Below are 26,503 nucleotides of genomic sequence, written 5' to 3' on the forward strand. Positions count from 1 at the left end.
GCACGCAGGCGTACGGGACGGGTGGGCTCGGCCCTGTCCGACGGCAGGACCTTGAGGCCCTGTCCGACGACAGGGCCTAGGACGCTACTGGCGGCACCGGGCGGCCGCAGCGCGGGTTCCCGCCTATGTGCGGGGCGCCGCCCGGGCCTCGAACAGGCAGGCGGGCGACGGTGTTTGGGCCCGTCGGGCGCCCTGGGACGGCCGTGCGGCGCGGCGCGGGTGATCGTCCGGGATTCCCACGGGCGTCTTCTCTCACAGCAACCCCAGGAGCGGAGGTGCGCCGATGGCCGGTCCGTGACGGGTGGGCCGGGCCCTTACACGCGTGAGTTGACTGCGGATCGGGCCGGTGGTGTGCTCGCAACTCCGTTGCCGTCACCGCCCGTTCCGGGGGAACCATGCGGGACCACCACGCCAAGGCTCCGTCCTTCACCGATCTGCGTCCGTACAAGGCCAGTACCGACACCGGCCCCGGCCCGGACTTCCCGGTCTATCCCGACCTGGTGGAGCGGCTGGTGGAGGCCAAGGCCCACCCCGATCCGGACGGCGTGGTCCCGCACGCCCTCGCGACCTGTTCGGCCTACGCCTACGCCGGGTCCGCCGAGGAGGCCGACGCGGCGACGTTGTCCATGATCATGGCGCGGCTCGGCCTGGAGGAGAACGACTGCCGGGTCTTCGAGCAGCGGGTGGGCGCGATGTACATCGCCTCGGCGGCGTACCTCCTCCAGGACAAGGACCGGCGGGTGGTGATCCTCTGCTACCGCGGCACGCAGCCCGAGGACATCATCAGCATCCTCACCGACGCCGACGTACGGCCCGAGACGCTCCGCGTGGACCTCGGCGGGGAGCGGTACGACGTCCACGCGGGCTTCTACCGCAACATGAGGGCTTCCCGGTACCTGGTCATGCAGGCCCTGGAGCGTGCGCTGCGCGGCGAGTCGGTCAACCCCGACGAGCAGGGCACGGTGGGCGACGGGATGGAGGCGCTCTACATCACCGGGCACAGCCTCGGCGGTGCGATGGCGGCGCTGATGGGCGTCGTGCTGATCCACGAGCCGCGCTACGCCGCCGTCGCGGAACGCCTGAAGGCCGTCTACACCTTCGGCCAACCCATGCTGGGCGGGCCCGAGTTGGCCCGCGCCTGCCACGCGGTCTGTGATCCGCGGGGCGTCCACGTGCTGCGCGACCGGCTCATCCGCTACATCTACGATCGCGATGTCGTGCCCGCGCTGCCGCCTCGTCCGGTCGGGCCGTACGCACCCTTCGGCCGCGAGTTCCACTACCGGCGCAGGCGGAGCGTGGTCGAGGGCGCCGTCTCGCTCACGGCCGACGCGATGATCGAGGCGCTGTCCCTGCCGGGCGATCTGCTCGGGGGACGGCTGCCTGCCATGGCGGGGCGCAGGGCGAAGTCGGTGGGGCGGGCCCTTGCCGAGCTGGCGCGGGGGCCCGGCCGTGCGCACGGCTGGACCGAGGTGCAGGATCCGGCGCCGCACTACCCGCAGATGGACAGTCTCGCGGGGCTCGCGGTGGTGGCACCGCTCGCGTTCTTCGCGGCCCGGCTCGCGCTGACGCGGAACGTCCCGTTCACGTACTCCTTCGAGGACCACGGGCCGGGGCACTACGTGAACGCGCTGGCGCCGCCGGGGGTCATGAGCGAGTTCGGGGACATCCGGTGACGGGCCGCCGGGCCGCGGCTAGTCGATGAAGGCCCCGTCGACGTACACCCAGGCTCCGTCGAGGCGCTCGAAACGGCTCCGCTCGTGGAGGGCCTCCTTGCGGCCCCCGTCGGTGTAGCGGGCCCGGAACTCGACGGTGCCTGTGGTGTGGAACGCGGTGCCGTCCGCCGTGTCCAGGATCTCCAGGCCGACCCAGCGAAGACCCGGGTCGAACTCCACGCGCGGCGGCCTGGTGCGCGGGTGCCAGGTGCGCAGGAGGTAGGCCTCGTCCTTGACGGCGAAGGCGCAGTAGCGGGAGCGCATCAGCTCCTCGGGCACGGCGGCCACGGCCTCGCCCTTGTGCAGCCTGCCGCAGCACTTCTCGTACGGCTGGGGGTGGCCGCAGGGGCAGGACGGGGTACTGGGGGCGCGTCGGGACATGCGGACCATTGTCCCCGACGCTACGGGGCGAGAATGTCCAGCTCGTGCAGCGCACCCACGGCGATCTCCCGCGTGAGCTCCTCCGCCCGCGCGGCGTCGCCCTCGCGCACCGCCTCCGCGAGCCTGACGTGCAGGGTGACGGCCGCCGGGTCCGGGTCCTCGAACATCACCTGGTGGTGGGTGCGGCCCGCGAGGACCTCCGCGACGACGTCACCGAGGCGGGCGAACATCTCGTTGCCCGACGCGTTCAGGACGATGCGGTGGAAGTTGATGTCGTGGAAGAGGTAGCCCTCCAGCTGCTGGCCCCGCGAGGTGGCGACCATGCCGAGGGCGCACTCGGTGAGGGCCGCGCACTGCTCGGGGGTGGCGTGCTGGGCGGCGAGCCCGGCGGCGGCCGGTTCGATCGCCGAGCGCAGGACCGTGAGCGAGCGCAGCTGGCGCGGCCGGTCGGCGCCGGCCAGACGCCACCGGATGACCTGGGGGTCGTAGACGTTCCACTCCTCGGTGGGCCGCACGGTCACACCGACCCGGCGCCGGGACTCGACGAGGTGCATCGACTCCAGGACCCGCACCGCTTCTCGTACGACGGAGCGTGACACCTCGAAGCGCTGGGCCAGCTCGTCCGTGCGCAACACGCTGCCCGGCGGGTACTCGCCGCCGGTGATGGCGGGCCCGAGGCTTTCCAGTACGCGAGCGTGCAGCCCACGGGCCTGATCGGTCATGTCGTCAGGGTATGTGGGGACCCTCGGGAACAAAAAGTCAGACTTTTGTGTCACAGCCTCTTGAATTTGTCAGACCTAATGGGTTTCAGTGACGTGAACGAGCCACGGGCCTCCCCCGACCCGTGGCTCGTTCCGGACCGATGGCTCGTTTCGGACCGATGTCGAAGAAGACAGCGAGGCAGGACAGCGATGAGCACCCCCTACGTCGTCGTGGTCATGGGCGTGGCAGGAACCGGCAAGACAACGATCGGTCCCCTGCTCGCGGCACAGCTCGGCGTTCCCTACGCCGAGGGCGACGACTTCCACCCCCCGGCGAACATCGCCAAGATGTCGGCCGGGACCCCGCTGACCGACGACGACCGCTGGCCGTGGCTCGATGCCATCGGTGCCTGGGCCCACGGCAGGGCCGGGCTCGGCGGTGTGGTCAGCAGCTCGGCGCTGAAGCGCGGCTATCGCGATCGCTTGCGGTCCGCCGCCCCCGGCATCGTGTTCGTCCACCTCACCGGTGACCGGGCCCTCATCGAGGACCGGATGTCCCACCGGCAGGGCCACTTCATGCCGACGGCCCTGCTCGACTCGCAGTTCGCCACGCTGCAGCCGCTAGGCGCGGACGAGGCGGGCGTCGCGGTCGACGTCACCGGCAGTCCGGAAGAGATCAGCGAGCGGGCCTTCGAGGCGCTCGGCCGGCTCGACCAGTAGTTCCCCTGTCCCCCGCACCCCCCTCCCCTGACGTACAAGGAAGCCACCGTGACCAGTCTCAGCGTTGAGATGCTGGCAGCGGACGCCGCCGAGCCGATCACCTCCGCTGGCCATTCCCAGCTGGGTATCGCCGTCCTCGCGGGCATCGCCGTCATCGTCCTGCTCATCACGAAGTTCAAGCTGCACGCGTTCCTGGCCCTGACCATCGGCTCGCTCGCCCTCGGCGCCTTCGCGGGCGCCCCGCTCGACAAGGCGATCGCCAGTTTCACCGAGGGTCTCGGCTCGACGGTCGCGGGCGTGGGTGTGCTGATCGCGCTCGGCGCGATCCTCGGCAAGCTGCTCGCCGACTCCGGCGGCGCGGACCAGATCGTCGACACGATCCTCGCCAAGGCGGGCGGGCGTTCGATGCCGTGGGCGATGGTCCTGATCGCCTCGGTGATCGGGCTTCCGCTCTTCTTCGAGGTCGGCATCGTGCTGCTGATCCCGGTCGTCCTGATGGTCGCCAAGCGCGGCAACTACTCACTGATGCGGATCGGCATCCCCGCCCTGGCCGGTCTGTCCGTGATGCACGGTCTCATTCCGCCGCACCCCGGTCCGCTGGTCGCGATCGACGCGGTGGACGCGAACCTCGGGATCACGCTGGCCCTCGGCGTGCTCGTCGCCATCCCCACGGTGATCATCGCCGGGCCCGTCTTCTCGAAGTACGCGGCGAAGTGGGTGGACGTCCCGGCTCCCGAGAAGATGATGCCGCAGCGTCCTTCGGAGGACCTGGAGAAGCGTCCCGGGTTCGGCGTCACGGTCGCGACCGTGCTGCTGCCCGTCGTGATGATGCTGGCCAAGGCGCTGGTCGACATCATCGTGGACAACCCCGAGCACACGGTGCAGCGCGTCTTCGACGTCATCGGCTCGCCGCTGATCGCGCTGCTCGCGGCGGTCATCGTCGGCATGTTCACGCTGGGCCGTGCGGCCGGGTTCACCAAGGACCGGCTTTCGACCACCGTCGAGAAGTCGCTCGCGCCGATCGCCGGTGTGCTGATGATCGTGGGTGCGGGTGGCGGCTTCAAGCAGACCCTCATCGCTTCCGGTGTCGGCGAGATGGTCCTGGACATCTCCAAGGACTGGTCGATCCCGGCGCTGCTGCTGGCGTGGCTGATCGCCGTGGTGATCCGGCTCGCCACGGGGTCGGCGACGGTGGCCACCATCTCGGCGGCGGGGCTTGTGGCACCGCTGGCCGCGGACATGTCCGACGCGCACACGGCGCTGCTCGTGCTGGCCATCGGAGCGGGTTCGCTCTTCTTCTCGCACGTGAACGACGCGGGGTTCTGGCTGGTGAAGGAGTACTTCGGGATGAGCGTCGGGCAGACGATCAAGACGTGGTCCGTGATGGAGACGATCATCTCCGTGGTCGCGGGTGGGTTCGTGCTGTTGCTGTCGCTTGTGATTTAGCTGGGGTCAGGGCGGGTTCTTTTCCCCGATCCCGCCCCTTCCCGAAACCATGGGGCTCCGCCCCCTGGACCCCCGAAAAGATGTCCTCAAACGCCGGACGGGCTGGAAATCCAGCCCCTCCGGCGCCTTCACTTCCGCCACAGCGGATGCTCCCGCTCCGCCCACTCCGGGTCCACCGACCCGGTCCGCATCCCCCTCCGCGCCTCCGGGTCCGCCCACGCCATCCCCACATGCCCGGCGATCACCACACCGAGCGCCAGGGCCAGCCAGTCGTGGACGAACGTGCTTCCCGTGCGCCAGGCCAGCGGGGCGAGGTCCGTGAACCACATCAGCAGGCCCGTGCCCAGCATCACCAGAACCGCTCCGGCGAGCCAGCCCGCGTACAGCTTCTGGCCCGCGTTGAACTTTCCCGCCAGGCGGTGCGGGTTCCGGCGCCGCAGCCAGGCCTTGTCGTGCGGGCCGAAGCGGTTCAGGAGGCGCAGGTCGCCGCGGAAGGCGCGGGACGCGAGGCCCGCCAGGAAGGGGGCCGGGAGCAGCAGGCCCGACCACTCGTGGACGGTCACCACGAGGGCGCGGCGCCCCACGAGCTCGGCCAGCTGAGGAACGTACAGGCACGCCGCTGTCGCGACGCAGATCCCCATGAGCAGTGCCGTCGCCCTGTGCACCCACCGCTGTGCTGGGCTGAACCTCCTTACCCGCGACGCCACTTCAGGCCGTGGGCTCGTCGTCCCTGCCATTCGAATCACCCACCCACGCGTCGACGTCGTAGCCGCGCTTCTCCCAATAGCCCGGCTCCACCTCGTCCGTGAGCGTGATCCCGGAGAGCCACTTCGCCGACTTGTAGAAGTACATGGGGGCGACGTAGAGGCGGGCAGGCCCGCCGTGGCTGTGGCTCAGGTCCTTGTCCTGCATGCGCAGCGCCACCAGGACGTCCGCCCGCCTCGCCTGCTTCAGCGTCAGGCTCTCGCTGTACGTCCCGTCGAAGCACGTGAAGCGGACGGCCCGGGCGGTGGGGCGTACCCCTGCCGCGTCCAGCAGGCGGGAGAGGCGTACGCCCTCGAACGGCGTGCCCGGCACCCGCCAGCCCGTCACGCACTGGACGTCGCGCACCAACCGGGTCTGCGGCAGGGCGCGCAGCTCGGCCAGTGTGTACGTCGTGGGGCGATCCACCAGGCCGTCGATCTTCAGGCGGTACGTCGACGCGCTCTTGTGCGGGACTGAGGCAGCCACCGAGTAGTAGCGGAATCCGCCGCCGTTGGGGAGCAGGTTCGTCAGGCCCGTGGGGTCCTTGTCGGACGCGGCGCCCAGGAAGGATTCCAGGCCCCGCTGGAGCTGCGGCGCGGCGGCCACGCCCGCGACGCCGAGGCCGAGCATGCCGAGGACCAGGCGGCGGCCGACCGGTGTCCCGGAGCCGCCGTCCTCTTCGGGCGGGTGCGGAAGGGGAGTTGTCACCCTTCGATTCGAGCACCCGCGGCCCCCGGGGTACAGGGACCACGGGTGTCCGTCAGCGTTTCGTCACACCTGGCCCCGGACGCCCGGGTCCTCCGCGGCCTTCTCCAGCTGGAACGCCTCGTTGCCCAGGCCGATCCGCGCGTGCGCCTCCGGCTTGGTCGAGCGCAGGATCGCGCCGTAGACCACGCCGATCAGGGCAGCGAGCAGGATGATGCCGGGCAGTACCCAGCTGAGCGCCGAGCCGGGGCCCGCGCCGACCAGGACGTCGAAGTCCTTGACGGTGTAGCCCGCGATGACGAGCAGGCCGACCGCGGCGAGCGCGGAGGCCGTGATGCGCCAGGCCTGGGCCCGTGCGGCGCCGCGTCGTACGAAGAAGACGATGACAGCGACGGAGGCCGTGGCCATCAGGAGGATGACGCCCAGGGCGCCGATGTTGCCGCCCCAGGTGAACAGGTGCAGGACCGGCGCGGTCGGGTCGCCGAACGGGCCGTCGTCGGTGACCGCGAAGGCCACCACGATGACGACGGAGATGACCGTCTGGAGCAGGGAGCCGGTGCCGGGCGCGCCGGTGGAGGTGTTGGTCCTGCCGAACGCGGCGGGCAGCAGACCCTCGCGGCCCATGGCGAAGGCGTAGCGCGCGACCACGTTGTGGAAGGAGAGGATCGCCGCGAACATGCCGGTCACGAACAGGACATGGAGTACGTCGGTGAAGGTGCCGCCGAGCCGGGACTCGGTGAGCCCGAAGAGCAGCCCCGCGCTCTGTTCCTGTGCGGCGGGGACGATACCGGAGGGGCCGGCGGCGACCGTGAGCGCCCAGGAGCTGATCGCGAAGAAGATCGCGACGAAGCCGACGGCGAAGAACATCACGCGGGCCACGACGACCTGGGGGCGGCTGGTCTCCTCCGCGTACACGGGAGCCTGCTCGAAACCGGTGAAGGCGGCGATGCAGAAGCAGAGCGAGGTGGCGACGCCCGCGCCCGTGAGGGTGTCCGGGTTGAACGCGTGCAGGGACAGGCCTTCCTTGGCCGGGTCGGCGATGGCCGCGATGTCGAAGATGACGACGAGCGCCACCTCGATGAGCAGCAGCACACCGAGCACGCGCGCGTTCAGGTCGATCTTCAGCCAGGCGAGTACGCCGACGACGGCGACGGTGACAAGTGCCGGTATCCACCAGGCCACTTCGATGTCGAAGTAGGTGTGGAGCAGTCCGGAGACCTCGAAGCCGAGGAGGCCGTAGAGGCCCGCCTGCAAGACGCTGTAGGCGACGAGCGCGACCAGCGAAGCACCCGCGCCGGCGGTACCGCCCAGGCCCCTCGATATGTACGCGTAGAAGGCGCCCGCGTTGTGGACGTGACGGCTCATCTCGGCGTATCCGAAGCTGAAAAGACCGAGGACGACGCCGAGGATGAGGAAGAGCAGCGGCTGTCCGACGACGCCCATCACGCCGTACGTGGTGGGCATGACGCCCGCGACGACCATGAGCGGACCGGTCGCCGCGAGCACGGAGAGCAGGAGGCCCGCCGTGCCGAGCCGGCCGGCGCGCAGTGCGGTCTCCTGGCCCTTGTACGTGCTGATCCCGCTGCCGTCGGCGGCGCCCTTGGCGCTCGCGGGTCTCGTGTCGCTCGTGCTGCTCGAACTGCCCGTCGCCATGGCGCGGTTGTCCTTTCGCGTGTGCCGGTTGGTGCGGTGGGTCAGGCTGAGCCGAGCGCGGCGTCGCGCGCGGCGGTGAACGCCTTGTACGGGTCCCGGTCCGGGTACGACCAGGGGGCTCGGGTCGCGTGCCGCCCGATGCGGTGGAAGAGGGCGGCCGCCTCGGCCGCCCGGCCCTCGCAGAACTTGGCGTGGGCGAGGAAGTTGAGGTCGACGTGGCTGCGCGGGTGGGCTGTGCTCTCGGGGCTCATGGGCATCTGCCACTCCAGCCACCAGTCGAAGGCTGCCTTCATGACCTGCCGGGCCCGGCGTCCCGTCCAGTGCTCGGAGGCCGCGGGGTTCACGGGTTCACTGCCCGCGGCGGCCAGGACGCGGTAGCGCTCGGCGTGCGCGATGACGGGCAGGACCGCCAACGGCGAATCGGCGGGGGCTTGTTCGGCCGCCCACGCGGCGAAGTCGTACACCTCGTGCAGCGGGTCCTGGCCCGCGGCGGGGCGCCGTTCGGCGAGCCTGGCGACCATCAGGTGGTGGGCGTGGTGGTGCTCGGGGTGCCGGTGGCGGACCTCGTCGAAGAGCCGGACGACGTCCTCCTCACGGCCGAGGGACCGCTCCAGGGTGAGCAGCGCGAGCCACGGCGTGGGGTCGGCGGGCAGCAGCGCGGCCACTTCGCGGCAGGCGTCCCGCGCCTTCTCGGAGCGTCCCTTGCCGCGCAGCGCGAGGTGCACGGAGGCGTAGGCGAGCAGCACGACGGCGTCGGTGCTCTCCGGCTCGGCGAGCCGCCAGTCACGGGCCCAGGCGGTGGTGGTGTGCTCCTGTGCGAGTACGTCGAACCGGTGGCCCCTGCGGTCCCAGTCGTCACCGGTGGCGGCGAGCAGCGCGCGGACCTCGGTCCAGCGGCCCTGGGCCAACGCGGTGCGGGCACCCGCGAGTTCGGTGTCGTCGAGTGCGGAGTCGAAAACGTAGGCCGCTCGCTTGCGGGAACGGCCCAAGGGGGGTGGGGGTGGTGACACCGCGGGACTTCCTCCCCGGCGCGGCTCGCGTGCGGATGATCACGCACAGCAAAGCGGTAGGCAGCCCTCCAGTCAAGGTCTGCCTAACTCAGGGGTCTTCACCAACTCGTTTCAGAATCCGCAGACTTCACCCCCGACCTGCGGAGTTGCCCGGAAGGACACGATTCGGACAAGCGGCGACGATCACTGCGCGATGCGACGAACGCACCCTTCAGCTCGCGGACTTGGCGGCTCAGCTCACGGACTTGGCGGCCGCGCGGCCCGCCGTGCGGCCCGAGAAGAGGCAGCCGCCGAGGAAGGTGCCTTCGAGCGAGCGGTAGCCGTGCACTCCCCCGCCGCCGAAACCGGCCGCCTCGCCCGCCGCGTACACACCGGGGAGCGGTTCTCCGCCCTCGGTCAGGACGCGCGAGGAGAGGTCGGTCTCCAGGCCGCCGAGGGTCTTGCGGGTCAGGATGTTGAGCCGCACGGCGACGAGCGGGCCCGCCTCGGGATCGAGGATGCGGTGCGGGGCGACCGCCCGGATGAGCCGGTCGCCGAGGAACTTGCGGGCGCCGCGGATGGCGGTGACCTGGAGGTCCTTGGTGAAGGGGTTGCGGATCTCCCGGTCGCGCGCGGCGATCGTGCGGTGCAGCGCGGCCTCGTCGATGAGGGGCTCCTTGGTGAGCGCGTTCATGCCGCGCACGAGCGAGGAGAGGTCCTTCTCCACGACGAAGTCGACGCCGTTGTCCATGAACGCCTTCACCGGCGCGGGCACGTCGGCGCGCGCCCTGTCGATGACGCCGCGCACGGACTTGCCGGTGAGATCGGGGTTCTGCTCCGACCCGCTGAGCGTGAACTCCTTGCCGATGATGCGCTGGTTGAGCACGAACCACGTGTACTCGTAACCCGACTTCATGATGTGTTCGAGCGTGCCGAGAGTGTCGAAGCCGGGGAAGAGCGGCACGGGAAGACGGTCGCCGCGCGCGTCGAGCCAGAGCGAGGAGGGGCCCGGCAGGATGCGGATGCCGTGGTTGTCCCAGATGGGGTTCCAGTTCTGGATGCCCTCGGTGTAGTGCCACATGCGGTCGCGGTTGATGAGCCGCGCGCCGGCCTCCTCGGTGATGCCGAGCATCCGCCCGTCGACGTGCGCGGGCACGCCGGAGACCATGCGCTCCGGCGGAGTGCCGAGCCGCTCCGGCCAGTTGGCGCGTACGAGGTCGTGGTTGCCGCCGATGCCGCCTGACGTGACGATCACCGCCTGGGCCCTGAACTCGAAGGACCCGGTGACCTCCCGGCTGCTGGCCTTGCCGCGCTCGGCGTCGGAGGGTTCGAGGACCTCGCCGGTGACGGTGTCCACGCTGCCCGCACTGCGCGAGAGGCCGGAGACCCGGTGGCGGAACTTGAGCTGGACGAGGCCGCGGGCCACGCCTTCCCTGACGCGGCGCTCGAAGGGGGCGACGAGTCCGGGGCCCGTGCCCCAGGTGATGTGGAAGCGCGGCACGGAGTTGCCGTGCCCCTGCGCGTCGTAGCCCCCGCGCTCGGCCCAGCCCACCACGGGGAAGAACCGCACGCCCTGCCGGTGCAGCCAGGCCCGCTTCTCACCCGCGGCGAAGTCGACGTACGCCTCGGCCCATTTGCGGGGCCAGTGGTCCTCGGGGCGGTCGAAGGCGGCCGTGCCCATCCAGTCCTGGAGGGCCAGGGCGTGCGAGTCCTTGATGCGGAGCCTGCGCTGCTCCGGCGAGTCGACGAAGAAGAGCCCGCCGAAGGACCAGTGCGCCTGGCCGCCGAGCGACTGCTCGGGCTCCTGGTCGACGAGGATGACCCGGCGGCCCGCGTCGACGAGTTCCGCGGTGGCCGCGAGACCGGCGAGGCCCGCGCCGATCACGATGACGTCTGCGTCGTAGGCCATCCGGGGGTTCCTCCTAAGCAGGGGCTTACTGGTGAGTCAGATCCTGGGCAGCGAAGTGACCGGCGTCAACCGTCCGGCTCGGATGTCTGCGCAGATGTCTGCGCGGATGTCTGCGCGGATGTCTGCGCGAGTCTGCTCGGGTGCCTGTTCGGACACCCCCTCGGATGCCTCGTGGGGCGGAGCTCCCCGGGGAGGGCTATCGTCGGCCGGGTAGCCGCCAAACCCCCACTTTCTGCCCCGCCTCGAGCCCGTCCCCCGTCTTGAGGTCTGACGTGTCGGTTCTGGTCCTCGTCCTCTCCGTGTCGGCCGCCTGCTGCCTGGGCTTCGGCTTCGTGTTCCAGCAGCACGCGGCGCAGCGCGCCCCGCTGAGCGACTTCCTCTCGCCGCGGCTGCTGCTCGATCTGGTGCGGGTGCCGGAGTGGCTGGGCGGGATCGGGCTCATGGTGTGCGGCATGGTCCTCGGCGCGCTCGCGCTCGGCCAGGGCGAGATTTCCCTGGTGGAGCCGCTCCTCGCCACGAACCTGATCTTCGCCCTCGCGCTCTCCCGCCATCGGACGAAGCAGTCCCTGGGGCGTCAGGGCTGGGCGGGCCTCGCGCTGCTCGCGGGCGGGGTCACCGCGTTCATCGTGGCGGGTGAGCCGCGGGGCGGGGACTCCGAGTCTGGTCCGCTGCGGCAGTGGCTGATCATGGGCGTGATGGTGGGCGTCGCGATGCTCCTCACGGTGTACGCGAAGGGGTCCCGGCACCGGTTCACCGCCGGGCCGGTACTCCTTGGGGTGGCGGCGGGGCTGCTGTACGGGGTGCAGGACGCGTTGACGCGGGTGAGCGGGAAGCGGCTTTCGGAGGAGGGGTGGGTCGCGCTGTTCACGGGGTGGCAGCCGTACGTGGTGCTTGTGCTGGGGGTGACCGGGCTTCTGCTGGTGCAGAGCGCCTTCGAGACGGCGCCGCTGCGGATGTCGCTGCCCGCGCTGACCGCCGCGCAGCCGCTGGCCGGGATCGTGTGCGGGGTGGGGTTCATGGGGGACCAGCTGCGGATGGACGCTGTCGCTTTGACGTGGCAGGTGGTGGGGCTTGCGGCCATCGTGGGCGGGATCGTGCTGTTGGGATTGCATCCGGCTATGCCGAGGGCTGAGGGGCGGTAATTTTCCCCAACCCCGCCCCTTCCCGAAAACCGTGCCTGCGCCCCGGACCTACCTGGGGCTCCGCCCCAGACCCCGGACAAGATGGCCTCAAACGCCGGCCGGGCTATCTCTAGCCCGTCCGCAAGGCCCCCGCGCCAGCGGGTTTTCGGGAAGGGGTGGGGTTGGGGACTGTCTCGCTTTTAATAATGGCCAGCATTAGCATGCCCCCCATGGCCAGGACCTCCGGACCCGAGACCCGGGACAAGCTGATCCGCGCAGGCGAGGAAGTCTTCGCCGCGCAAGGCGTGCACGGCGCCCAGCTGCGCGACATCGTCCGGCTCGCGGGGCAGAGCAACCCCTCCGCCGTGCAGTACCACTTCGGCAGCCGGGCAGGCCTTCTGGACGCCGTCATGGCCGAGCGGCAGAGCCGTACGGAGAAGGTCCTCACCGCCGAGCTGGAGCACACACCGGACGCGCCGGACGGACTCCGCGGCCTGCTCACCGCCCTCGTGGCCGCCGAGGCCACCGAGCTGCGCACCGAGCGAGGCCGCCGCTGCCTCCGCATCTCCACCCAGCTCAGCCACGAGAGCGGCGTACGCACTCGCACCCCGCATCCGACCCTCGACGGCACCGTCTACTGGGAGCTGATCGGCCGCGTCGAGGAGTGCCTCGCCCCGCAGCTCTCGGAGCCGGTCCGCCTGGAGCGGCTCGACCTCGCCCTCACCCTCGTCGGCGCCGCCATGGCCGACCGCGCGGGCCAGTACCTGGCCGGTACCACCCCCCTGACCGACGAGGACCTCTTCCTCGCCGACCTCGTCGAGACCACCACGGCCCTGCTGCGGGCCCCAGTCCCACGGAGAGAACCATGAGCCGAGCGCACGACCTCACCGGCAAGACCGTCGTCATCACCGGAGCCGCCCGGGGTCTCGGCGCCGAGGCCGCACGCCAGGCGGTCGCCGCCGGTGCGAACGTCGTGCTCACCGACGTGCTCGACAAGGAAGGCGAGGTCACCGCCGCCGAACTCGGCGAGCGCGCCCGCTTCGCGCACCACGACGTGACGTCGGAGGAGGACTGGCAGCGCGTCGTGGAGCTCGCGGTCAGCGAGTTCGGCGGGATCCACGGCCTGGTCAACAACGCGGGTATATCCACGGGCCAGTTCCTGGAGTCGGAGTCGGTCGAGCACTTCCGCAAGGTCCTCGACATCAACCTCACCGGCGTCTTCATCGGCATGAAGAGCGTCGTCCCGGCCATGAAGGAGGCCGGTGGCGGGTCCATCGTCAACATCTCCTCCGCGGCCGGGCTCATGGGCCTCGCGCTCACCGCCGGTTACGGCGCGTCCAAGTGGGGCGTACGCGGCCTCACCAAGATCGGCGCCGTGGAGCTCGGCACCGCCCGCATCCGCGTCAACTCCGTCCACCCGGGCATGACGTACACCCCGATGACCGCGCAGGTGGGCATCGAGAAGGGCGAGGGCAAGTACCCCAACACGCCGATGGGACGTGTCGGCGAGCCGCACGAGATCGCGGGCGCCATGGTCTTCCTGCTCTCGGACGCCGCGTCGTACGTGACCGGCGCCGAGCTCGCCGTCGACGGCGGCTGGACCGCGGGACCCACCGTGAAGTACGTCATGGGGCAGTGAACTCCCCCGCCGGGCGTTGAGATTGGATGGTCGGCATGACGACCGACAGCGTGCCCGTGCCCGACCCCCGTGAAGAGATCCTGTCCATCGTCGACGAGAACGACGAGGTCATCGGCGAGGCCCCGCGCGGTGAGGCGTACGCGCGGGGCCTGCGCCACCGCTGCGTGTTCATCCAGGCACGGGACGCCGAAGGCCGCGTCTTCGTGCACCGGCGCACGCCGGTCAAGCTGGTCTTCCCCTCGATGTACGACATGTTCGTCGGCGGCGTCGTCGGGGCCGGCGAGTCCTACGACGACGCGGCCCTGCGCGAGGCCGAGGAGGAACTGGGCGTCCACGGACTCCCGCGCCCCACACCGCTGTTCAAGTTCCTGTACGACGACGGCGCGGGGCACACCTGGTGGTCGTACCTCTATGAGGTGCGCTGCGACCTGCCCGTGAACCCTCAGGCCGAAGAGGTCGCGTGGCACGCCTTCGTCACCGAGGACGAGCTGGCGCGGCGGCTCGGCGAGTGGGACTGGGTGCCGGACGGGCTCGCCGCGTACGAGCGGCTGCGGGAGTTCCGTGCGCGTTAGTGCGCGTTAGCGCCCGTTAGGGTGCGGCGAGTGAGCAACTTCGTACAAAGCCTGCGCCTGTGGTTCGCGCCCGAGCGGATCCGCGACGAGGGCGACACCCCGGACTACCGCTTCTCGCTCGCCAACGAGCGCACCTTCCTCGCCTGGCTGCGCACCGCGCTCGCCCTCATCGGCGGCGGCTTCGCGGTGGACCAGTTCCTGCCGGACCTGCGCTGGGGGTGGCGCATCGGGCTCGCCCTGGCCCTGCTCGCCGCGGGTGTGCTCAGCTCGCTGCGCGCGGTCAACCACTGGGTGCGCTGCGAGCGGGCCATGCGGCGCGGCGAGGATCTGCCCGTCTCGCGCTTCCCGACCGTCCTGAGCCTGGCCGTCGCGGTCGTGGCTCTCGCCATGGTCGTCGTCGTGCTCTTCGGGTGGGAGGGGTGACGGACCAGGGCGAGGTGGCCGTCCCCGAGCGCGATCCGGGGCTGCAGCCTGAGCGGACGAGGCTCGCGTGGCGGCGTACGACCCTGTCCTGCACCGTCGCGGCGGTCCTCGCGGCGCGGGCCGCCCTCCAGGAGGGGACCACCCCGGTGGCCGTCATCGCCTGCGCCCTCTGCCTGCTCCTGTGGCTCGGCTTCCTGGGCGTCGCGCACCGCAGGATGACCGAACTCGCGGCCAGCAGCAGGCCGGTCAGGCTCCCGGCGCGAGCCGCGGCGACGGCAGCGCTGTGCACGATGGCGCTCGCGGCGTGCGCGAGCGCCATGGTGTTCTGAACCCTCGGCAGACGCACGCCCTCAGTGCCTGGAGGGCCCGTCCTCGGCCGTCCAGTCAACGGTGACGACGATCTTGCCCCGGGTGCGGCCCTCCGCGTTCAGGCGGTACGCGTCCGCCGCCTTCTCCAGCGGGAACGTCTCGGAGACATGGACCGTGACGACGTCCTGCTCCACGAGCTGCGTCAGGCGCTGGAGATCGTCGGCGTCCGGACGTACGAAGCAGTAGTGGCCGCCGAGGCCGATCACCGCGCCGTCCGCGATCGAGGCGAGACGGCCGTCGGGCGCGAGGAGTTCGGCGGACGCCTTGAGGGTGTCGCCGCCGATCGTGTCGAAGGCGGCGTCCACCCCCTCCGGTGCGAGGGCCCGTACGCGCTCGGCCAGGCCGTCTCCGTGGGCGACCGGTTCCGCGCCGAGTTCGCGCAGGAAGTCGTGGTTGTGCTCGCTCGCGGTGCCGATGACGCGGGCGCCCGCGTGCCGGGCCAGCTGGACGGCGATCGAGCCGACGCCGCCGGCCGCCGCGTGCACGAGGACGACGTCACCCTCCGTCACCGCGAGCGTCTTGACGATCACCTGATAGGCGGTGAGCCCGGCGAGCGGCAGGCCGGATGCCTCCTCGAAGGTGAGGTTCCGCGGCTTGCGGGCCAGGGTGCGCACGGGGGCGGCGACGTACTCGGCGAAGGTTCCGCGCGAGAGGAAGTCCTCGCGTACGTAGCCGATGACCTCGTCCCCCACCACGTACTCCGGGACGGAGGCGCCCGGCTGCACCACGACGCCCGCGACGTCCCATCCCGGGATCACCGGGAAGACGGGGTCGAGGATGCCGTCGAGGTGACCCGCCATGCACTTCCAGTCGACGGGGTTCACCGACGCGGCGCGGACTTTCACCAGGACGGAGTCGGGGCCGACCTTGGGGTCGCGCACATCTCCGTACTCGAGGACTTCGGGGCCGCCGTACCGGCGGTAGCTGATCGCCTTCATGGGGTCGGCTTCATGGGAGTGCCTTCGTGGGGTCGCCCTTGTGGGGCAAAGGTGAGGGGCTGGTCCGGTGGGGTCAGGTGGTGGAAACATCAACGAGGCTTCCATATCCCCATCAAAGGGGCATTGAGTACTAGCCTGAGAGGGTCACCCCCTCCCACAGAAGGTGCAGTCGCCATGACCACGCTCCACCGCGAACACTCCGTCCACGAGCACGTCCACGGCCCGGCCTGCGGACACCCCGAGGTGCCGCACGGCGACCACGTCGACTACGCGCACGACGGACACATGCACCGCCTGCACTCCGGCCACTGGGACGAGTGCGAGCCGGACGAGCACTCCGTCCACGAGGGCCACGACCACCGGCACGGCGAGGGCTGCGGGCACAGTTCGGTGCTGCACGGCGACCACGTCGACTACGTCCACGACGGTCACCGGCACGCGGAGCACGACGGCCACTGGGACGATCACTGAGGCCACCGGGCCACACCGCGCGGCACCGCCTCGGCCGACTTCCCCCGCACGGGCGCCAACTGGCAGTCTGTGGCGGGGGATCGGCTTGTGCGGGCGCCTTCGCGCCATAGCGATCCTGATCACGTTCTCACTGCGCTCTGGACGACATACCGACTGGTCGGCATCATGAACGTCAGCGCGACGCCGCGCGGCATTCGACGACGACCGTCCGACCAGGAGCGAAGATGAGCTCAGACCATCCACCCGGCCTCGATCTCGACCAGTTGCGCGGCCATCTGGACCGCGAGCGGCCGGGCCTCGTCGGCGGACCGCTCACCGCCCGGCTGATCGAGGGCGGCCGGTCGAACCTCACGTACGCCGTGACGGACGGCACCGCACGCTGGGTCGTACGCCGGCCACCCCTCGGGCACGTGCTCGCGACCGCGCACGACATGAAGCGCGAACACCGGGTGATCAGCGCCCTGCACCACGGGACCGACGTGCCCGTGCCCGAGCCCTTGCTGCTCTGCGAGGACGACTCCGTGATCGGCGCGCCCTTCTACGTCATGGACTTCGTGGACGGCACGCCCTACCGCACCGCCGAGGAGCTGGCACCGCTGGGCGCCGAGCGCACCCGGGCGGCGGTCATCGGCCTCGTCGACACCCTCGTCGACCTGCACTCCGTGGACCCGGAAGCGGTCGGCCTCGGTGACTTCGGGCGGCCCGACGGCTTCCTCGACCGGCAGCTGCGCCGCTGGGGCAAGCAGCTCGACGCCTCGCGGAACCGCGACCTGGCGGGGATCGACGAGCTGCACGCCGCCCTGGGACGCCAGCTGCCCGTCTCCCCCGCGCCGACCGTCGTGCACGGCGACTACCGGCTCGACAACGTCCTGATCGGCGATGACGACCGGATCAAGGCGATCCTCGACTGGGAGATGTCCACCCTCGGCGATCCGCTCACCGACCTGGGGCTGCTCGTCATGTACAGCACCCGGCTCGAACTGCCCGACTCCCCCATCAGCACCACCGCGGGCGCGCCGGGGCACCCGGAGGCCGCCGAGCTGATCGAGCGGTACGCCGCGCGCTCGGGGCGCGATGTCTCCGCGGTCGCCTGGTACACGGCGTTCGCGTGGTTCAAGCTCGCCGTGATCCTGGAGGGCATCCACTACCGGTACACGCTCGGCCAGACGGTCGGCGCGGGCTTCGACCGCATCGGGGAACTGGTCCCCGTCTTCATCGAGCACGGCCTCACCACCCTCCAAGGACGACAGGAAGGCTGAGACAGCCATGGACTTCGCATTCGACGCCCGCACCGAAGAGCTGCGCGACAGGCTCCTCACCTTCATGGACGAGCACGTCTACCCGGCGGAGAAGACCGCCGAGGAACAGCGCGCCCAGCTCGCCTCACCCTGGGACACCCCGGCGATCGTCGGCGAACTGAAGGCCGAGGCCCGCAAGCAGGGCCTGTGGAACCTCTTCCTGCCGGACGCCGAGCACGGCGCCGGGCTCACCAACCTCCAGTACGCCCCGCTCGCCGAAATCACCGGCCGCTCCCCGCACTTGGCGCCCACCGCGCTGAACTGCGCGGCCCCGGACACCGGCAACATGGAGGTCCTCGCCCAGTTCGGCAACGACGAGCAGAAGAAGCGGTGGCTGGAGCCGCTGCTCGCCGGTGAGATCCGCTCGGCGTTCGCGATGACCGAGCCCGAGGTGGCCTCGTCCGACGCCACCAACATCACGACGCTGATCGAGCGCGACGGTGACGAGTACGTGATCACCGGGCGCAAGTGGTACATCTCCGGGGCGATGAACCCGGACTGCCAGATCTTCATCCTGATGGGCAAGACGGACCCCGAGGGCTCCGACCCGCGCCGCCAGCAGTCGATGGTTCTCGTGCCGCGCGACACCCCGGGTGTCGAGGTACGGCGCGCGATGCAGGTGTACGGCTACGAGGACCACTCCCACGGAGGGCACGCGGAGGTCGTCTTCGACGGGGCCCGGGTCCCCGTGAGCAACCTGGTCGGCGAGGAGGGCGGCGGCTTCGCCATTGCCCAGGCGCGGCTCGGTCCCGGCCGCATCCACCACTGCATGCGCCTCATCGGCATGGCCGAGCGTGCGATCGAGCTGATGTGTCAGCGGGCGGTGGCGCGTACCGCCTTCGGCAAGCCGCTCGCCCAGCAGGGCGTCGTACAGGAGTGGATCGCGGACGCGCGGGTCGCGGTGGAGCAGCTGCGGCTGCTCGTCCTGAAGACGGCGTGGCTGATGGACACCGTGGGCAACAAGGGCGCGCACACGGAGATCCAGTCCATCAAGATCGCCACCCCGCGGACGGTCGTCGACATCCTCGACCAGGCCGTGCAGCTGCACGGCGCGGGTGGAGTGAGCCAGGACTTCCCGCTGGCGGAGCTCTGGGCAGCTGCTCGTACGCTGCGCTTGGCTGACGGGCCCGATGAGGTGCACCAGCGGTCGCTGGCGCGGCGGGAGCTCAAGAAGTACTTGTAAGGACCCTTCCGGGGGACTGTGCGTCGCTGCGGGTTCGTCGTGGTTGCTCGCGCAGTTCCCCGCGCCCCTTCGGGGCGCCTCCCTCGGGGCAGCTACTTCACGGTCGTAGCGCCCTCAGCAAGAGATCCGCCAAGTGGTCGGCGACCTGCTGCGGGGTGAGCGGGCCGTTCGGGCGATACCAGGTGGACAGGTGGTGGACCGAGCCGAAGTGGTAGTCCACCACCAGGTCCGCGGGCGTCGCCTTGGAGAAGACGCCGGCCTCCTGGCCCTCCTCGATCAGCGCGCGGAACCGCTCGTGGTACCGGCGGCGCTCGGACCGTACCTGCTTGTTCTTCTCCGGGCTCAGGTGGTGCATGGAGCGGAAGAAGATCGAGGCGTCGTCGAGGTTGTCGATCGTCGTGACGACCACGTCCGCCGCCGCGTCGCGCACTCGCTGCTCGACGGGGGCGTCGGCGTCCGCGAAGGCGTCCAGACGCTCCTGCTGTACGCGCAGGACGCGGGCGTAGACCTCGTGCAGGAGGTCGTCCTTCGATCCGAAGTAGTGGTAGAGCGCGCCCTTGGTGACGCCTGCCGACTCCACGATCTCCTGTACCGACGTGCGGTCGTAGCCGCGGTCGGCGAAGAGCCGCGTGGCGGCGGCGAGCAGCCGCTGAGGGACGGGCGTGCCGTCACCGTCCGTCGTCCTGGCCACTGCCGCCACCTGCCTTTCGAGGTTGCTAGCTCTCGTCGTGCCGAGAGCTCGTGTCGTTGCTCGTGCTGTGGTGGGAACGCAGTTCCCGCCGGAGGATCTTCCCACTTGTCGTCTTCGGCAGCTCCGGCAGGATCTCGACCGCGCGGGGGTATTTGTACGCCGCGAGCCGTTCCTTGCAGTACGCCGCAAGCTCGTCCGGCGCCACGTCGGCCTGCGGGCGCAGGCTGACGAAGGCCTTGACCGTCTCGCCGCGGTAGCTGTCGGGGACGCCGATGACCGCCGCCTCACGGACGGCTGCGTGACTGTAGAGGACGTCCTCCACCTCGCGCGGCCAGACCTTGAAACCGGACGCGTTGATCATGTCCTTCTTGCGGTCGACCACGTAGAGCCAGCCCTGCTCGTCCATGAAGCCGATGTCACCGGTGCGCAGCTCCCCGTCGGGGAACGCCTCGTCCGTGGCCTCGGGGCGCTTCCAGTAGCCGGGCACGACCTGCGGTCCGCGCACCGTGATCTCGCCCTGCTCCCCGAAGGGGACCTCCGTGCCGTGGTCGTCGACGATCCTGACGACCGTCTCGGGGCCGGGGACACCGACGGCCAGGGTGCCGGACACCGGGTCGACCGGCGCCTCCTGGCCCGGCGGCACGGAGGCGCAGGGCGCGGTGCACTCGGTGAGGCCGTAGCCGTTGTGGATGTAGGGGCCGAAGCCCGCGCGGAACTTCTCCACCAGGGCGGGCGGCAGCGGGGCGCCGCCCGAGGAGATCATCGCGAAGGAGTCGAAGTGCTCCCGCGTGACGGAGGGGTGGGCGGCCAGGGCCATGAAGGCCGTGGAGGGGCCCACGGTGTACGCCGGCTTGTGCTCGGCGAAGGCGTCGAGGACGACCCCGGCCTCGAAGCGGTACGCGAGCGCGAGGGTGCCCGCGTTGGTCAGACAGGCCACGACCTGCGCGACCATGCCCGTGATGTGGAAGAGCGGCGCCATCGCGAAGTAGCAGGCGCCTTCGGGGATGCCGGAGCCCGTGCGCTGCCGCTCGGCGTTGTAGGTGATGTTGCCGTGGGTGTTCATGGCGCCCTTGGGCGTGCCGCTCGTACCCGACGTGTAGCTGATCAACGCGACGTCGGAGGGGCCGAGTTGGCAGTCCCCCGGCGCCGGGATCCCCTGCCGGGCGACCGTCACCAGATCGTCGGCGTCGGCGGCCTGCGGGAGGCGTTCGAAGTCGAGGACGCGGGTGTCGTTACGGGTCTGGAGGTCGAGCTGGCACGCGGTGAGCACGATGCGTACGGGAGAGGCGGCGGCCGTCTCGCGCAGATACGTCTCCCATGCGCGGTCCGAGCAGATCAGCGCGGTCACGTCGGCGTCGTCGAGGACGTGCCCGACCTCCGCCGACTTGTACATGGGGTTCACCGGCACGACCGTGGCGCCCGCCTTCCACGCGCCGAGCAGCGCGATCACGAAGTGCGGGGTGTTCTGCAGCAGGATCGCGACCCGGTCGCCGACCGCGAGCCCGCGGGCGGCCAGGTGTCCGGCGACGGAGTCGGTGAGGGCCTCCACCTCGCGGTAGCTCAGGCGCCCGTCGAAGTAGGCGAGGGCCGTGTGCTCGGGGGCCCTGAGCACCGCGGCGCGGAAGGCGTGCACGACGGAAGCGGCGGGTTCGACCGGGCCGCGCTGGGCCTCGGTGAGGCGGGCGAGCCAGGGTTGGGCGGCGTATATGGACGCGGTGGGCGCGGCCTCGGATGCGGATGCGGTCGGGGTCGCCTCGCTCACCGCTCCGTCGCCTCCCACTTCTGCTGGATGTGGTTCATGCCGGTGAGCCATTTGTCGGGCTCGGCGGCGCGGATGCGGTAGTACTCGGCGACTTCGGGGTGCGGCAGGATCAGGAAGCGGCCCTCCTCCATCCCGGCGAAGAGCGCGTCCGCGACGTCGTCGGGCTCGATCGCGGTCGGGGTGAGCACGAGGTCGCCCGCGGTGCCGGTGGCGGCGAGCATGTCGGTGCGCACGCCCTGGGGGCAGATCGCGTGGACGTCGATGCCGCGGTGGCGGTAGGTCAGCGAGAGCCACTCGGCGAAGGCGTACGCGCCGTGCTTGGTGACGCTGTAGGGCGCGGCGCCGATCATGGTGAGCAGTCCCGCCGCCGAGACGGTGGAGACGAAGCGGCCGCTGCCGCGCTCCAGCCAGTCGGGGAGCAGCGCGTGGGCCGCGCGGACGTGGGCCATGACGTTGACGTCCCAGGCCGTGTCCCATACTTCCTCGGGCGCGGCCTCCGAGCCGCCGGAGCCGAGGCCCGCGTTGGCGCAGTACACGTCGACGGTGCCGCTGAGCGCCTCTCTGGCCTCCGGCACGATCGTGGACGCGTCGCCGGGCACGGCGATTGCGCCGATCTCGTCGGCCACCGCCTTGGCCTTGGCGGCGTCCAGGTCGTTGACCACGACGCGCGCCCCGGCTGCGGCGAACCGGCGGGCCAGCGCGGCCCCGATCCCGCCTCCGGCACCGGTGACGACAACTCCCTTGTCCTGCAAGGTCTCCACGATCAGTCTCCTTCGACTGCGGCTCCGCTGTGATCGCAGACTAACCAGTCGGTATGTACGGATGGAAGGGGGTCGGGCCGTCAGGTTCGTTCCCCGGCCGGAGTCCGCGCGCTAGCGTGCGTGGCCATGACAGCCACCGCGCTCACGGAGGTCTCTGCATGAACCTGTCCCGCCGTAGTCTGTCCAGACGGGGCCTGCTGGCCGCCACCACCGCCACGGCTCTCACCTCCGCGGCCCCCGCGGCCGCGGCCGGAGGAGGGGGCGGATCGGGCGGCGGCCGGCGGCTGCGCACCGGCTTCGAGCGCCTGGCCACCGACGGCTACGCCCTCCTGGACGGTGAGCGGGTCGGCGTCGTCACCAATCCGACCGGCGTCACCAGGGACGTACGCCACATCGTCGACGTCATGCATGCCGACGAGCGCGTGAACCTGGTCGCGGTGTTCGGCCCCGAGCACGGCTTCCGGGGGACGGCCCAGGCGGGCGGTTCCGAGGGCCGGTACGACGACCCGGCCACCGGGCTTCCCGTCTACGACACGTACCAGAAGAGCGGCAAAGCGCTGGCCGACATCTTCACGGCCTCCGGCGTCGACACGATCGTCTTCGACATCCAGGACGTGGGCGCGCGCTTCTACACGTACATCTGGACGCTCTTCGACTGCATGGAGTCGGCCGAGCTCGCGGGCAAGAGGTTCGTCGTCCTCGACCGGCCGAATCCGGTGACCGGACGCGGCGCGTACGGCCCCGTCCTGCACAAGGAGTTCGCGACGTTCGTCGGGCGGCAGCCGATCTCGCAGGCTCACGGGATGACCGTGACGGAGCTCGCGCTGCTGTTCAACGGCGAGTTCCTCGAGCGCCCGGCCGACCTGGAGACCGTACGGATGACCGGGTGGAAGCGCTCGGACTTCTACGACGCGTCCGGGCTGCCGTGGGTGCCGCCGAGCCCGAACATGCCCACGGCCGAGACCGCCCTGGTCTACAGCGGCACCTGCCTCTTCGAGGGCACGAACCTCTCCGAGGGGCGCGGCACGACCCGCCCCTTCGAGCTGCTCGGCGCGGAGGGCATCGACCGGAAGTGGGCGGCGTCGGCCAATGAACTGGGCCTGCGTGGCGTGCACTTCAGGGAGGCCTACTTCGCGCCGACGTTCTCCAAGTTCCAGGGCAAGACGATCGGCGGCGTGCAACTCCACGTGCACGACAGGGAGTCGTACGACCCGGTGCGCACCGGAATCGCTCTCCTGGTGACCGCCAAGAAGACGTGGAGCGGCTTCGCCTGGCGCTCCGACAACTGGATCGACAAGCTGACGGGCACCACGCGGGTCCGCACCATGATCGACGCGGGCGCGGACACGGACGAGGTGGTGGGCGGCTGGCAGGAGGATCTGGCGCGCTTCCGTGCGGTGCGGAGGCAGTACCTGCACTACCGGTAGGTGGGGAACGCCCCACCGGCGAAAGGGGTGCCTGTCGGATGGCAGGCACCCCTGGCGAACCGGGATCGTGATCTTTGGCTCTGTACACCCGAGTTGAGGAGATCCGCATGGTTCGCACAGCACGCCGCACGGTTCCGCTCGCACTGGCCGGGACGCTCGGTCTGGGAGTACTCATCGCTCCCCAAACCGCCCGGGCCCAGCCAGGCAGCGCCGATCCGCTACCCGCGATCGAACGCGCGGCCCACCCTCTGCGCTCGACCGATCCGGGCGGCTCCACGAAAGATCTGCGGCCGATGGGCCGGATGGTGGGCGACGCCTCGGTGGTGGGCCTGGGCGAGGCCACACACGGTTCGCACGAGTTCTTCACCATGAAGGACCGGGTGTTCCGCTATCTCGTGGAGGAGAAGGGGTTCACCACCTTCGCGCAGGAGGTCAGCTGGACGACGGGGCTGCGTTTCGACGCGTACGTGCGCGGGGGCGAGGGGGACGTGCGCGAGCTCGTCCACAAGGAGCTGGCGAAGACGCCCTGGGACACCGAGGAGTACGTCGAGCTCCTGACGTGGATGCGCGCGTACAACGACAAGCATCCTGACCGCCAGGTGCGCTTCATGGGCAATGACCTCAACTACCCGGAGATCGGCGCGGAGTTGCTCGGCGGTGTCGAGGACTACGTCCGCGCGCACAAGCCCAGCCTGCTGCCGCGGATCACCGAGCTGTACGCGCCGATCCGCCGCCTCGCGGACGGGGACACGTACATGGCGAGGCCCCTGGAGGAGCGGCAGAGGCTCGCGGGGAAAGCGCGGGAGGCGCTGAAACTGGTGGAGGACATCCAACCTGCCACGTCTAACCGGGAGTTCACGACAGCACTGCACCACGCCCGCTCCGTCTCACAGACGGCCACGATCTACGCCTTCCCCCTCGACACCCCCGAGGGCATCAGGGACGGCATGCTGTACCGCGACCGCCTCATGGCCGAGAACACCGCCTGGTGGCAGCGGCACACCGGCGGCAAGGTGCTCCTGTCGGCCCACAACGCCCATGTGGGGTACGAGAGTTACGACCCGAACTATCCGAAGATGCAGGGGGCCTTCCTGCGGGACCGGCTCGGCAAGCGGTACGTGAGCATCGGGTTCACCTTCGACCGGGGCTCGCTCATGGCACAGAGCGCGGACTCCGAGGTGTGGAAGCCGCGTTCGGTGGGCGCGGCCACGCGCGGCATGAACGAGTACACGCTCGACAAGGTGCGCCACGACGACTACTTCCTGGACATGAGGACCGCTCCGACGGCCGCCCGGAAGTGGCTGGGCAAGGCCCGGATGACCAAGAACATCGGCACGGCCTTCCCTGACGGCCCCCACAAGATCCGCCTGGCGCCCTCGCACGACATCCTCATCCATCTGAACCGCGTCACCGCAGCTCACCGCCAGTCTCAATGACCGAGACGAGCCGTCCCAGGTATTGACTGGCCCATACATCCAACGCGACAGTGCCGGTCGTGCGGAGTGAAACGACAGCAGCAGAGAAGCAGCAGGCCCAGGACGCGGACGCGAGCCCCGAGAGCATGCGCCGCGTGGCGGTGGCGTCGTTCATCGGGACGGCCATCGAGTTCTACGACTTCTACATCTACGGCACGGCGGCCGCGCTCGTCCTGAACGACGCCTTCTTCCCGACCCTGGACCCGGTCAACGCCACCCTCGCCTCCTTCTCCACCTACGCGGTGGCGTTCGCGGCGCGGCCCATCGGCTCCGTGGTCTTCGGGCATTTCGGTGACCGGGTCGGCCGCAAGTCGGTGCTCGTGGCCTCGCTGCTGCTCATGGGCCTCTCGACGGCGCTCGTCGGACTCCTGCCCGGATACGGCACGTTGGGCATCTGGGCGCCGGTCCTGCTGATCCTGCTGCGCTTCCTCCAGGGCATCGGGCTCGGCGGCGAGTGGGGCGGGGCCGCGCTCCTCGCGGTGGAGCACGCACCGAAGAAGAAGCGCGGCCTGTACGCCGCCTTCCCCCAACTCGGCCCGTCCGTGGGCTTCTTCGCGGCGACCGGAGTCTTCTGGCTGCTCTCCGCCGCCCTCTCCGACGACGCGTTCCGCACCTGGGGCTGGCGCGTGCCGTTCCTGCTCTCCTTCCTCCTTGTCGGCGTCGGACTCTTCGTGCGTCTGCGCATCAGCGAGACGCCGGTCTTCGCGAAGGTCATGGACGCGCAGGAGGCCAGCAAGGTCCCCACGCTCGACGTGCTGCGGCGCTATCCGCGCGAACTGCTGCTCGGCGCGGGCGGGATGATCGTCGCGTACGGGCTCTTCTACACGGCGACGACGTACTGCCTCGCCTACTCCACCGGCACCCTGGGCGTCTCGCGCGACACCATGCTGGGCCTGTCGCTGGTCGCCTGTCTCTTCCTCGCGGCCGGTACGTGGCTCGCCGCGACCCGCTCCGACGGTGCGGGGCGCCGCAAGCTGGTCCTCGTGGGCGCCGGGCTCGCGGTGGTGTGGGGCCTGGTGCTCTTCCCGCTCCTGGACACGGAGCAGCCGGTGCTGATGGCGCTGGCGCTCGGCGGCGCGCTGTTCTGCATGGGTGTCGTCTACGGGCCGATGGGCGCGTATCTGCCGGAGCTGTTCGGTACGAACGTGCGCTATTCGGGCGCCTCGCTCGCCTACAACCTGGGCGGTGTGCTCGGCGGCGCGGTCTCCCCTCTGGTGGCGACGCGGCTTCAGTCGGCGTTCGGTTCCTCGTCCGTTGGCTGGTACGTGAGCGCGATGGCGGTCGTGTCCCTGGTGTGTGTTCTCGCGCTGCCGGAAACCCGTGAGCGGGAACTGTCATGAGACCGGCGTGAACTCGATAAACGTAATGCGGTGCGCGCGGGGAGTTGTGGGCGAGGGAGTTGAGGGCGAGTGA

The 26,503-nt window shown here is 70.5% G+C and carries 26 protein-coding genes; 15 read left to right on the plus strand and 11 right to left on the minus strand.

Going from position 1 to position 26,503, the window contains the following annotated elements; all coding sequences use genetic code 11:
- The first annotated feature begins 395 nt into the window (after positions 1-395).
- Positions 396-1,673 (plus strand): lipase family protein, encoded by a 1,278-nt coding sequence (locus ACWGI2_RS38060; protein WP_453700437.1) that lies wholly within the window; start codon positions 396-398, stop codon positions 1,671-1,673.
- 18 nt (positions 1,674-1,691) lie between these two features.
- Here ACWGI2_RS38060 and ACWGI2_RS38065 read toward each other — a convergent pair whose 3' ends face one another.
- Positions 1,692-2,093, minus strand: coding sequence for a YchJ family protein (locus ACWGI2_RS38065; protein WP_160504083.1), 402 nt, complete (start codon positions 2,091-2,093; stop codon positions 1,692-1,694).
- A gap of 20 nt (positions 2,094-2,113) precedes the next feature.
- Positions 2,114-2,815 carry a FadR/GntR family transcriptional regulator gene (locus ACWGI2_RS38070; protein ID WP_367040271.1) on the minus strand — a complete coding sequence of 234 codons (702 nt, stop codon included), beginning with the start codon at positions 2,813-2,815 and terminating at the stop codon, positions 2,114-2,116.
- 189 nt (positions 2,816-3,004) lie between these two features.
- On the opposite strand from ACWGI2_RS38070, the gene ACWGI2_RS38075 reads away from it, so the two are divergent.
- Complete coding sequence (locus tag ACWGI2_RS38075; protein WP_453700438.1) at positions 3,005-3,514, plus strand: gluconokinase; 510 nt, start codon at positions 3,005-3,007, stop codon at positions 3,512-3,514.
- A 48-nt stretch (positions 3,515-3,562) separates the two neighbouring features.
- Positions 3,563-4,960, plus strand: a complete 1,398-nt coding sequence (locus ACWGI2_RS38080; RefSeq protein WP_453700439.1) for a GntT/GntP/DsdX family permease — start codon at positions 3,563-3,565, stop codon at positions 4,958-4,960.
- Positions 4,961-5,088: 128 nt separating this feature from the next.
- Here the strand turns inward: ACWGI2_RS38080 and ACWGI2_RS38085 are convergent, their stop codons facing one another.
- The 5 genes from ACWGI2_RS38085 to ACWGI2_RS38105 form a co-directional block, all read right to left on the minus strand.
- Positions 5,089-5,697 carry a cytochrome b/b6 domain-containing protein gene (locus ACWGI2_RS38085; RefSeq protein WP_453700440.1) on the minus strand — a complete coding sequence of 203 codons (609 nt, stop codon included), beginning with the start codon at positions 5,695-5,697 and terminating at the stop codon, positions 5,089-5,091.
- Positions 5,669-6,334 carry a molybdopterin-dependent oxidoreductase gene (locus ACWGI2_RS38090; protein ID WP_453700610.1) on the minus strand — a complete coding sequence of 222 codons (666 nt, stop codon included), beginning with the start codon at positions 6,332-6,334 and terminating at the stop codon, positions 5,669-5,671. Before ACWGI2_RS38090 ends, ACWGI2_RS38085 begins: the two co-directional genes overlap by 29 nt.
- 141 nt (positions 6,335-6,475) lie before the next feature.
- Positions 6,476-8,062 (minus strand): APC family permease, encoded by a 1,587-nt coding sequence (locus ACWGI2_RS38095; RefSeq protein WP_453700442.1) that lies wholly within the window; start codon positions 8,060-8,062, stop codon positions 6,476-6,478.
- A 41-nt stretch (positions 8,063-8,103) separates the two neighbouring features.
- Positions 8,104-9,072: a hypothetical protein gene (locus tag ACWGI2_RS38100; protein WP_453700443.1), complete on the minus strand. Its 969-nt coding sequence runs from the start codon at positions 9,070-9,072 to the stop codon at positions 8,104-8,106.
- A gap of 232 nt (positions 9,073-9,304) precedes the next feature.
- A complete protein-coding gene (locus ACWGI2_RS38105; protein WP_453700445.1) occupies positions 9,305-10,960 on the minus strand; it encodes an FAD-binding dehydrogenase in 1,656 nt (551 codons plus the stop codon).
- Between the two features lie 272 nt (positions 10,961-11,232).
- Here ACWGI2_RS38105 and ACWGI2_RS38110 point away from each other — a divergent pair, with 272 nt between their 5' ends.
- From ACWGI2_RS38110 to ACWGI2_RS38135, 6 genes are all read left to right on the plus strand, one after another.
- Positions 11,233-12,102: a DMT family transporter gene (locus tag ACWGI2_RS38110; protein WP_453700447.1), complete on the plus strand. Its 870-nt coding sequence runs from the start codon at positions 11,233-11,235 to the stop codon at positions 12,100-12,102.
- A gap of 209 nt (positions 12,103-12,311) precedes the next feature.
- Entirely contained in the window at positions 12,312-12,950 is a 639-nt protein-coding gene (locus ACWGI2_RS38115) for a TetR family transcriptional regulator (RefSeq protein WP_453700448.1), read from the plus strand.
- Positions 12,947-13,720, plus strand: a complete 774-nt coding sequence (locus ACWGI2_RS38120) for a glucose 1-dehydrogenase (RefSeq protein ID WP_453700450.1) — start codon at positions 12,947-12,949, stop codon at positions 13,718-13,720. The genes ACWGI2_RS38115 and ACWGI2_RS38120 overlap by 4 nt, the downstream gene beginning before the upstream one ends.
- A gap of 35 nt (positions 13,721-13,755) precedes the next feature.
- Positions 13,756-14,292, plus strand: coding sequence for an NUDIX hydrolase (locus tag ACWGI2_RS38125; protein WP_453700452.1), 537 nt, complete (start codon positions 13,756-13,758; stop codon positions 14,290-14,292).
- A 30-nt stretch (positions 14,293-14,322) separates the two neighbouring features.
- Entirely contained in the window at positions 14,323-14,715 is a 393-nt protein-coding gene (locus tag ACWGI2_RS38130) for a YidH family protein (protein WP_190082673.1), read from the plus strand.
- The gene (locus ACWGI2_RS38135) at positions 14,703-15,044 is read left to right on the plus strand and encodes a DUF202 domain-containing protein (RefSeq protein WP_453700453.1); all 342 of its coding nucleotides are present in this window, start codon (positions 14,703-14,705) and stop codon (positions 15,042-15,044) included. Before ACWGI2_RS38130 ends, ACWGI2_RS38135 begins: the two co-directional genes overlap by 13 nt.
- Before the next feature lie 21 nt (positions 15,045-15,065).
- On the opposite strand, the gene ACWGI2_RS38140 is transcribed toward ACWGI2_RS38135, so the two are convergent.
- The gene (locus ACWGI2_RS38140; protein WP_453700455.1) at positions 15,066-16,022 is read right to left on the minus strand and encodes an NADP-dependent oxidoreductase; all 957 of its coding nucleotides are present in this window, start codon (positions 16,020-16,022) and stop codon (positions 15,066-15,068) included.
- Between the two features lie 174 nt (positions 16,023-16,196).
- Here ACWGI2_RS38140 and ACWGI2_RS38145 point away from each other — a divergent pair, with 174 nt between their 5' ends.
- The 3 genes from ACWGI2_RS38145 to ACWGI2_RS38155 all read left to right on the plus strand — a co-directional run bounded on the left by ACWGI2_RS38145 (position 16,197) and on the right by ACWGI2_RS38155 (position 18,974).
- Complete coding sequence (locus ACWGI2_RS38145) at positions 16,197-16,493, plus strand: hypothetical protein (protein WP_453399349.1); 297 nt, start codon at positions 16,197-16,199, stop codon at positions 16,491-16,493.
- 224 nt (positions 16,494-16,717) lie between these two features.
- The gene (locus tag ACWGI2_RS38150; RefSeq protein WP_453399348.1) at positions 16,718-17,752 is read left to right on the plus strand and encodes a phosphotransferase family protein; all 1,035 of its coding nucleotides are present in this window, start codon (positions 16,718-16,720) and stop codon (positions 17,750-17,752) included.
- 7 nt (positions 17,753-17,759) lie between these two features.
- Positions 17,760-18,974: an acyl-CoA dehydrogenase family protein gene (locus tag ACWGI2_RS38155; protein WP_453700456.1), complete on the plus strand. Its 1,215-nt coding sequence runs from the start codon at positions 17,760-17,762 to the stop codon at positions 18,972-18,974.
- Positions 18,975-19,071: 97 nt separating this feature from the next.
- On the opposite strand, the gene ACWGI2_RS38160 is transcribed toward ACWGI2_RS38155, so the two are convergent.
- The 3 genes from ACWGI2_RS38160 to ACWGI2_RS38170 are packed head-to-tail and all read right to left on the minus strand — an operon-like array spanning position 19,072 to position 22,191.
- Entirely contained in the window at positions 19,072-19,665 is a 594-nt protein-coding gene (locus ACWGI2_RS38160; protein WP_453399346.1) for a TetR/AcrR family transcriptional regulator, read from the minus strand.
- Between the two features lie 25 nt (positions 19,666-19,690).
- Complete coding sequence (locus tag ACWGI2_RS38165; protein ID WP_453700458.1) at positions 19,691-21,478, minus strand: class I adenylate-forming enzyme family protein; 1,788 nt, start codon at positions 21,476-21,478, stop codon at positions 19,691-19,693.
- A complete protein-coding gene (locus ACWGI2_RS38170) occupies positions 21,424-22,191 on the minus strand; it encodes an SDR family NAD(P)-dependent oxidoreductase (RefSeq protein WP_453700612.1) in 768 nt (255 codons plus the stop codon). Before ACWGI2_RS38170 ends, ACWGI2_RS38165 begins: the two co-directional genes overlap by 55 nt.
- Positions 22,192-22,346: 155 nt before the next feature.
- On the opposite strand from ACWGI2_RS38170, the gene ACWGI2_RS38175 reads away from it, so the two are divergent.
- The 3 genes from ACWGI2_RS38175 to ACWGI2_RS38185 all read left to right on the plus strand — a co-directional run bounded on the left by ACWGI2_RS38175 (position 22,347) and on the right by ACWGI2_RS38185 (position 26,430).
- Positions 22,347-23,615: an exo-beta-N-acetylmuramidase NamZ family protein gene (locus ACWGI2_RS38175; RefSeq protein ID WP_453700460.1), complete on the plus strand. Its 1,269-nt coding sequence runs from the start codon at positions 22,347-22,349 to the stop codon at positions 23,613-23,615.
- Between the two features lie 107 nt (positions 23,616-23,722).
- Positions 23,723-25,051: an erythromycin esterase family protein gene (locus tag ACWGI2_RS38180; protein ID WP_453700462.1), complete on the plus strand. Its 1,329-nt coding sequence runs from the start codon at positions 23,723-23,725 to the stop codon at positions 25,049-25,051.
- A 125-nt stretch (positions 25,052-25,176) separates the two neighbouring features.
- On the plus strand, positions 25,177-26,430 hold the full coding sequence (locus tag ACWGI2_RS38185) for an MFS transporter (protein ID WP_453700614.1): 1,254 nt from the start codon (positions 25,177-25,179) through the stop codon (positions 26,428-26,430).
- Positions 26,431-26,503 lie beyond the last annotated feature (73 nt).

The sequence above is a fragment of the Streptomyces sp. NPDC054866 genome (assembly GCF_053610745.1).

Bases quoted from the DNA above. Each gene is read 5' to 3' on its own strand.
- ACWGI2_RS38095 (WP_453700442.1), bottom strand. From the start codon at position 8,062: ATGGCGACGGGCAGTTCGAGCAGCACGAGCGACACGAGACCCGCGAGC.
- ACWGI2_RS38150 (WP_453399348.1), top strand. From the start codon at position 16,718: ATGAGCTCAGACCATCCACCCGGCCTCGATCTCGACCAGTTGCGCGGC.
- ACWGI2_RS38165 (WP_453700458.1), bottom strand. From the start codon at position 21,478: ATGGCTCACCGGCATGAACCACATCCAGCAGAAGTGGGAGGCGACGGA.
- ACWGI2_RS38180 (WP_453700462.1), top strand. From the start codon at position 23,723: ATGGTTCGCACAGCACGCCGCACGGTTCCGCTCGCACTGGCCGGGACG.
- ACWGI2_RS38120 (WP_453700450.1), top strand. From the start codon at position 12,947: ATGAGCCGAGCGCACGACCTCACCGGCAAGACCGTCGTCATCACCGGA.
- ACWGI2_RS38075 (WP_453700438.1), top strand. From the start codon at position 3,005: ATGAGCACCCCCTACGTCGTCGTGGTCATGGGCGTGGCAGGAACCGGC.
- ACWGI2_RS38070 (WP_367040271.1), bottom strand. From the start codon at position 2,815: ATGACCGATCAGGCCCGTGGGCTGCACGCTCGCGTACTGGAAAGCCTC.
- ACWGI2_RS38105 (WP_453700445.1), bottom strand. From the start codon at position 10,960: ATGGCCTACGACGCAGACGTCATCGTGATCGGCGCGGGCCTCGCCGGT.
- ACWGI2_RS38060 (WP_453700437.1), top strand. From the start codon at position 396: ATGCGGGACCACCACGCCAAGGCTCCGTCCTTCACCGATCTGCGTCCG.
- ACWGI2_RS38145 (WP_453399349.1), top strand. From the start codon at position 16,197: ATGACCACGCTCCACCGCGAACACTCCGTCCACGAGCACGTCCACGGC.
- ACWGI2_RS38085 (WP_453700440.1), bottom strand. From the start codon at position 5,697: ATGGCAGGGACGACGAGCCCACGGCCTGAAGTGGCGTCGCGGGTAAGG.
- ACWGI2_RS38125 (WP_453700452.1), top strand. From the start codon at position 13,756: ATGACGACCGACAGCGTGCCCGTGCCCGACCCCCGTGAAGAGATCCTG.
- ACWGI2_RS38155 (WP_453700456.1), top strand. From the start codon at position 17,760: ATGGACTTCGCATTCGACGCCCGCACCGAAGAGCTGCGCGACAGGCTC.
- ACWGI2_RS38140 (WP_453700455.1), bottom strand. From the start codon at position 16,022: ATGAAGGCGATCAGCTACCGCCGGTACGGCGGCCCCGAAGTCCTCGAG.
- ACWGI2_RS38175 (WP_453700460.1), top strand. From the start codon at position 22,347: ATGAACCTGTCCCGCCGTAGTCTGTCCAGACGGGGCCTGCTGGCCGCC.
- ACWGI2_RS38065 (WP_160504083.1), bottom strand. From the start codon at position 2,093: ATGTCCCGACGCGCCCCCAGTACCCCGTCCTGCCCCTGCGGCCACCCC.
- ACWGI2_RS38115 (WP_453700448.1), top strand. From the start codon at position 12,312: ATGGCCAGGACCTCCGGACCCGAGACCCGGGACAAGCTGATCCGCGCA.
- ACWGI2_RS38090 (WP_453700610.1), bottom strand. From the start codon at position 6,334: ATGCTCGGCCTCGGCGTCGCGGGCGTGGCCGCCGCGCCGCAGCTCCAG.
- ACWGI2_RS38185 (WP_453700614.1), top strand. From the start codon at position 25,177: ATGCGCCGCGTGGCGGTGGCGTCGTTCATCGGGACGGCCATCGAGTTC.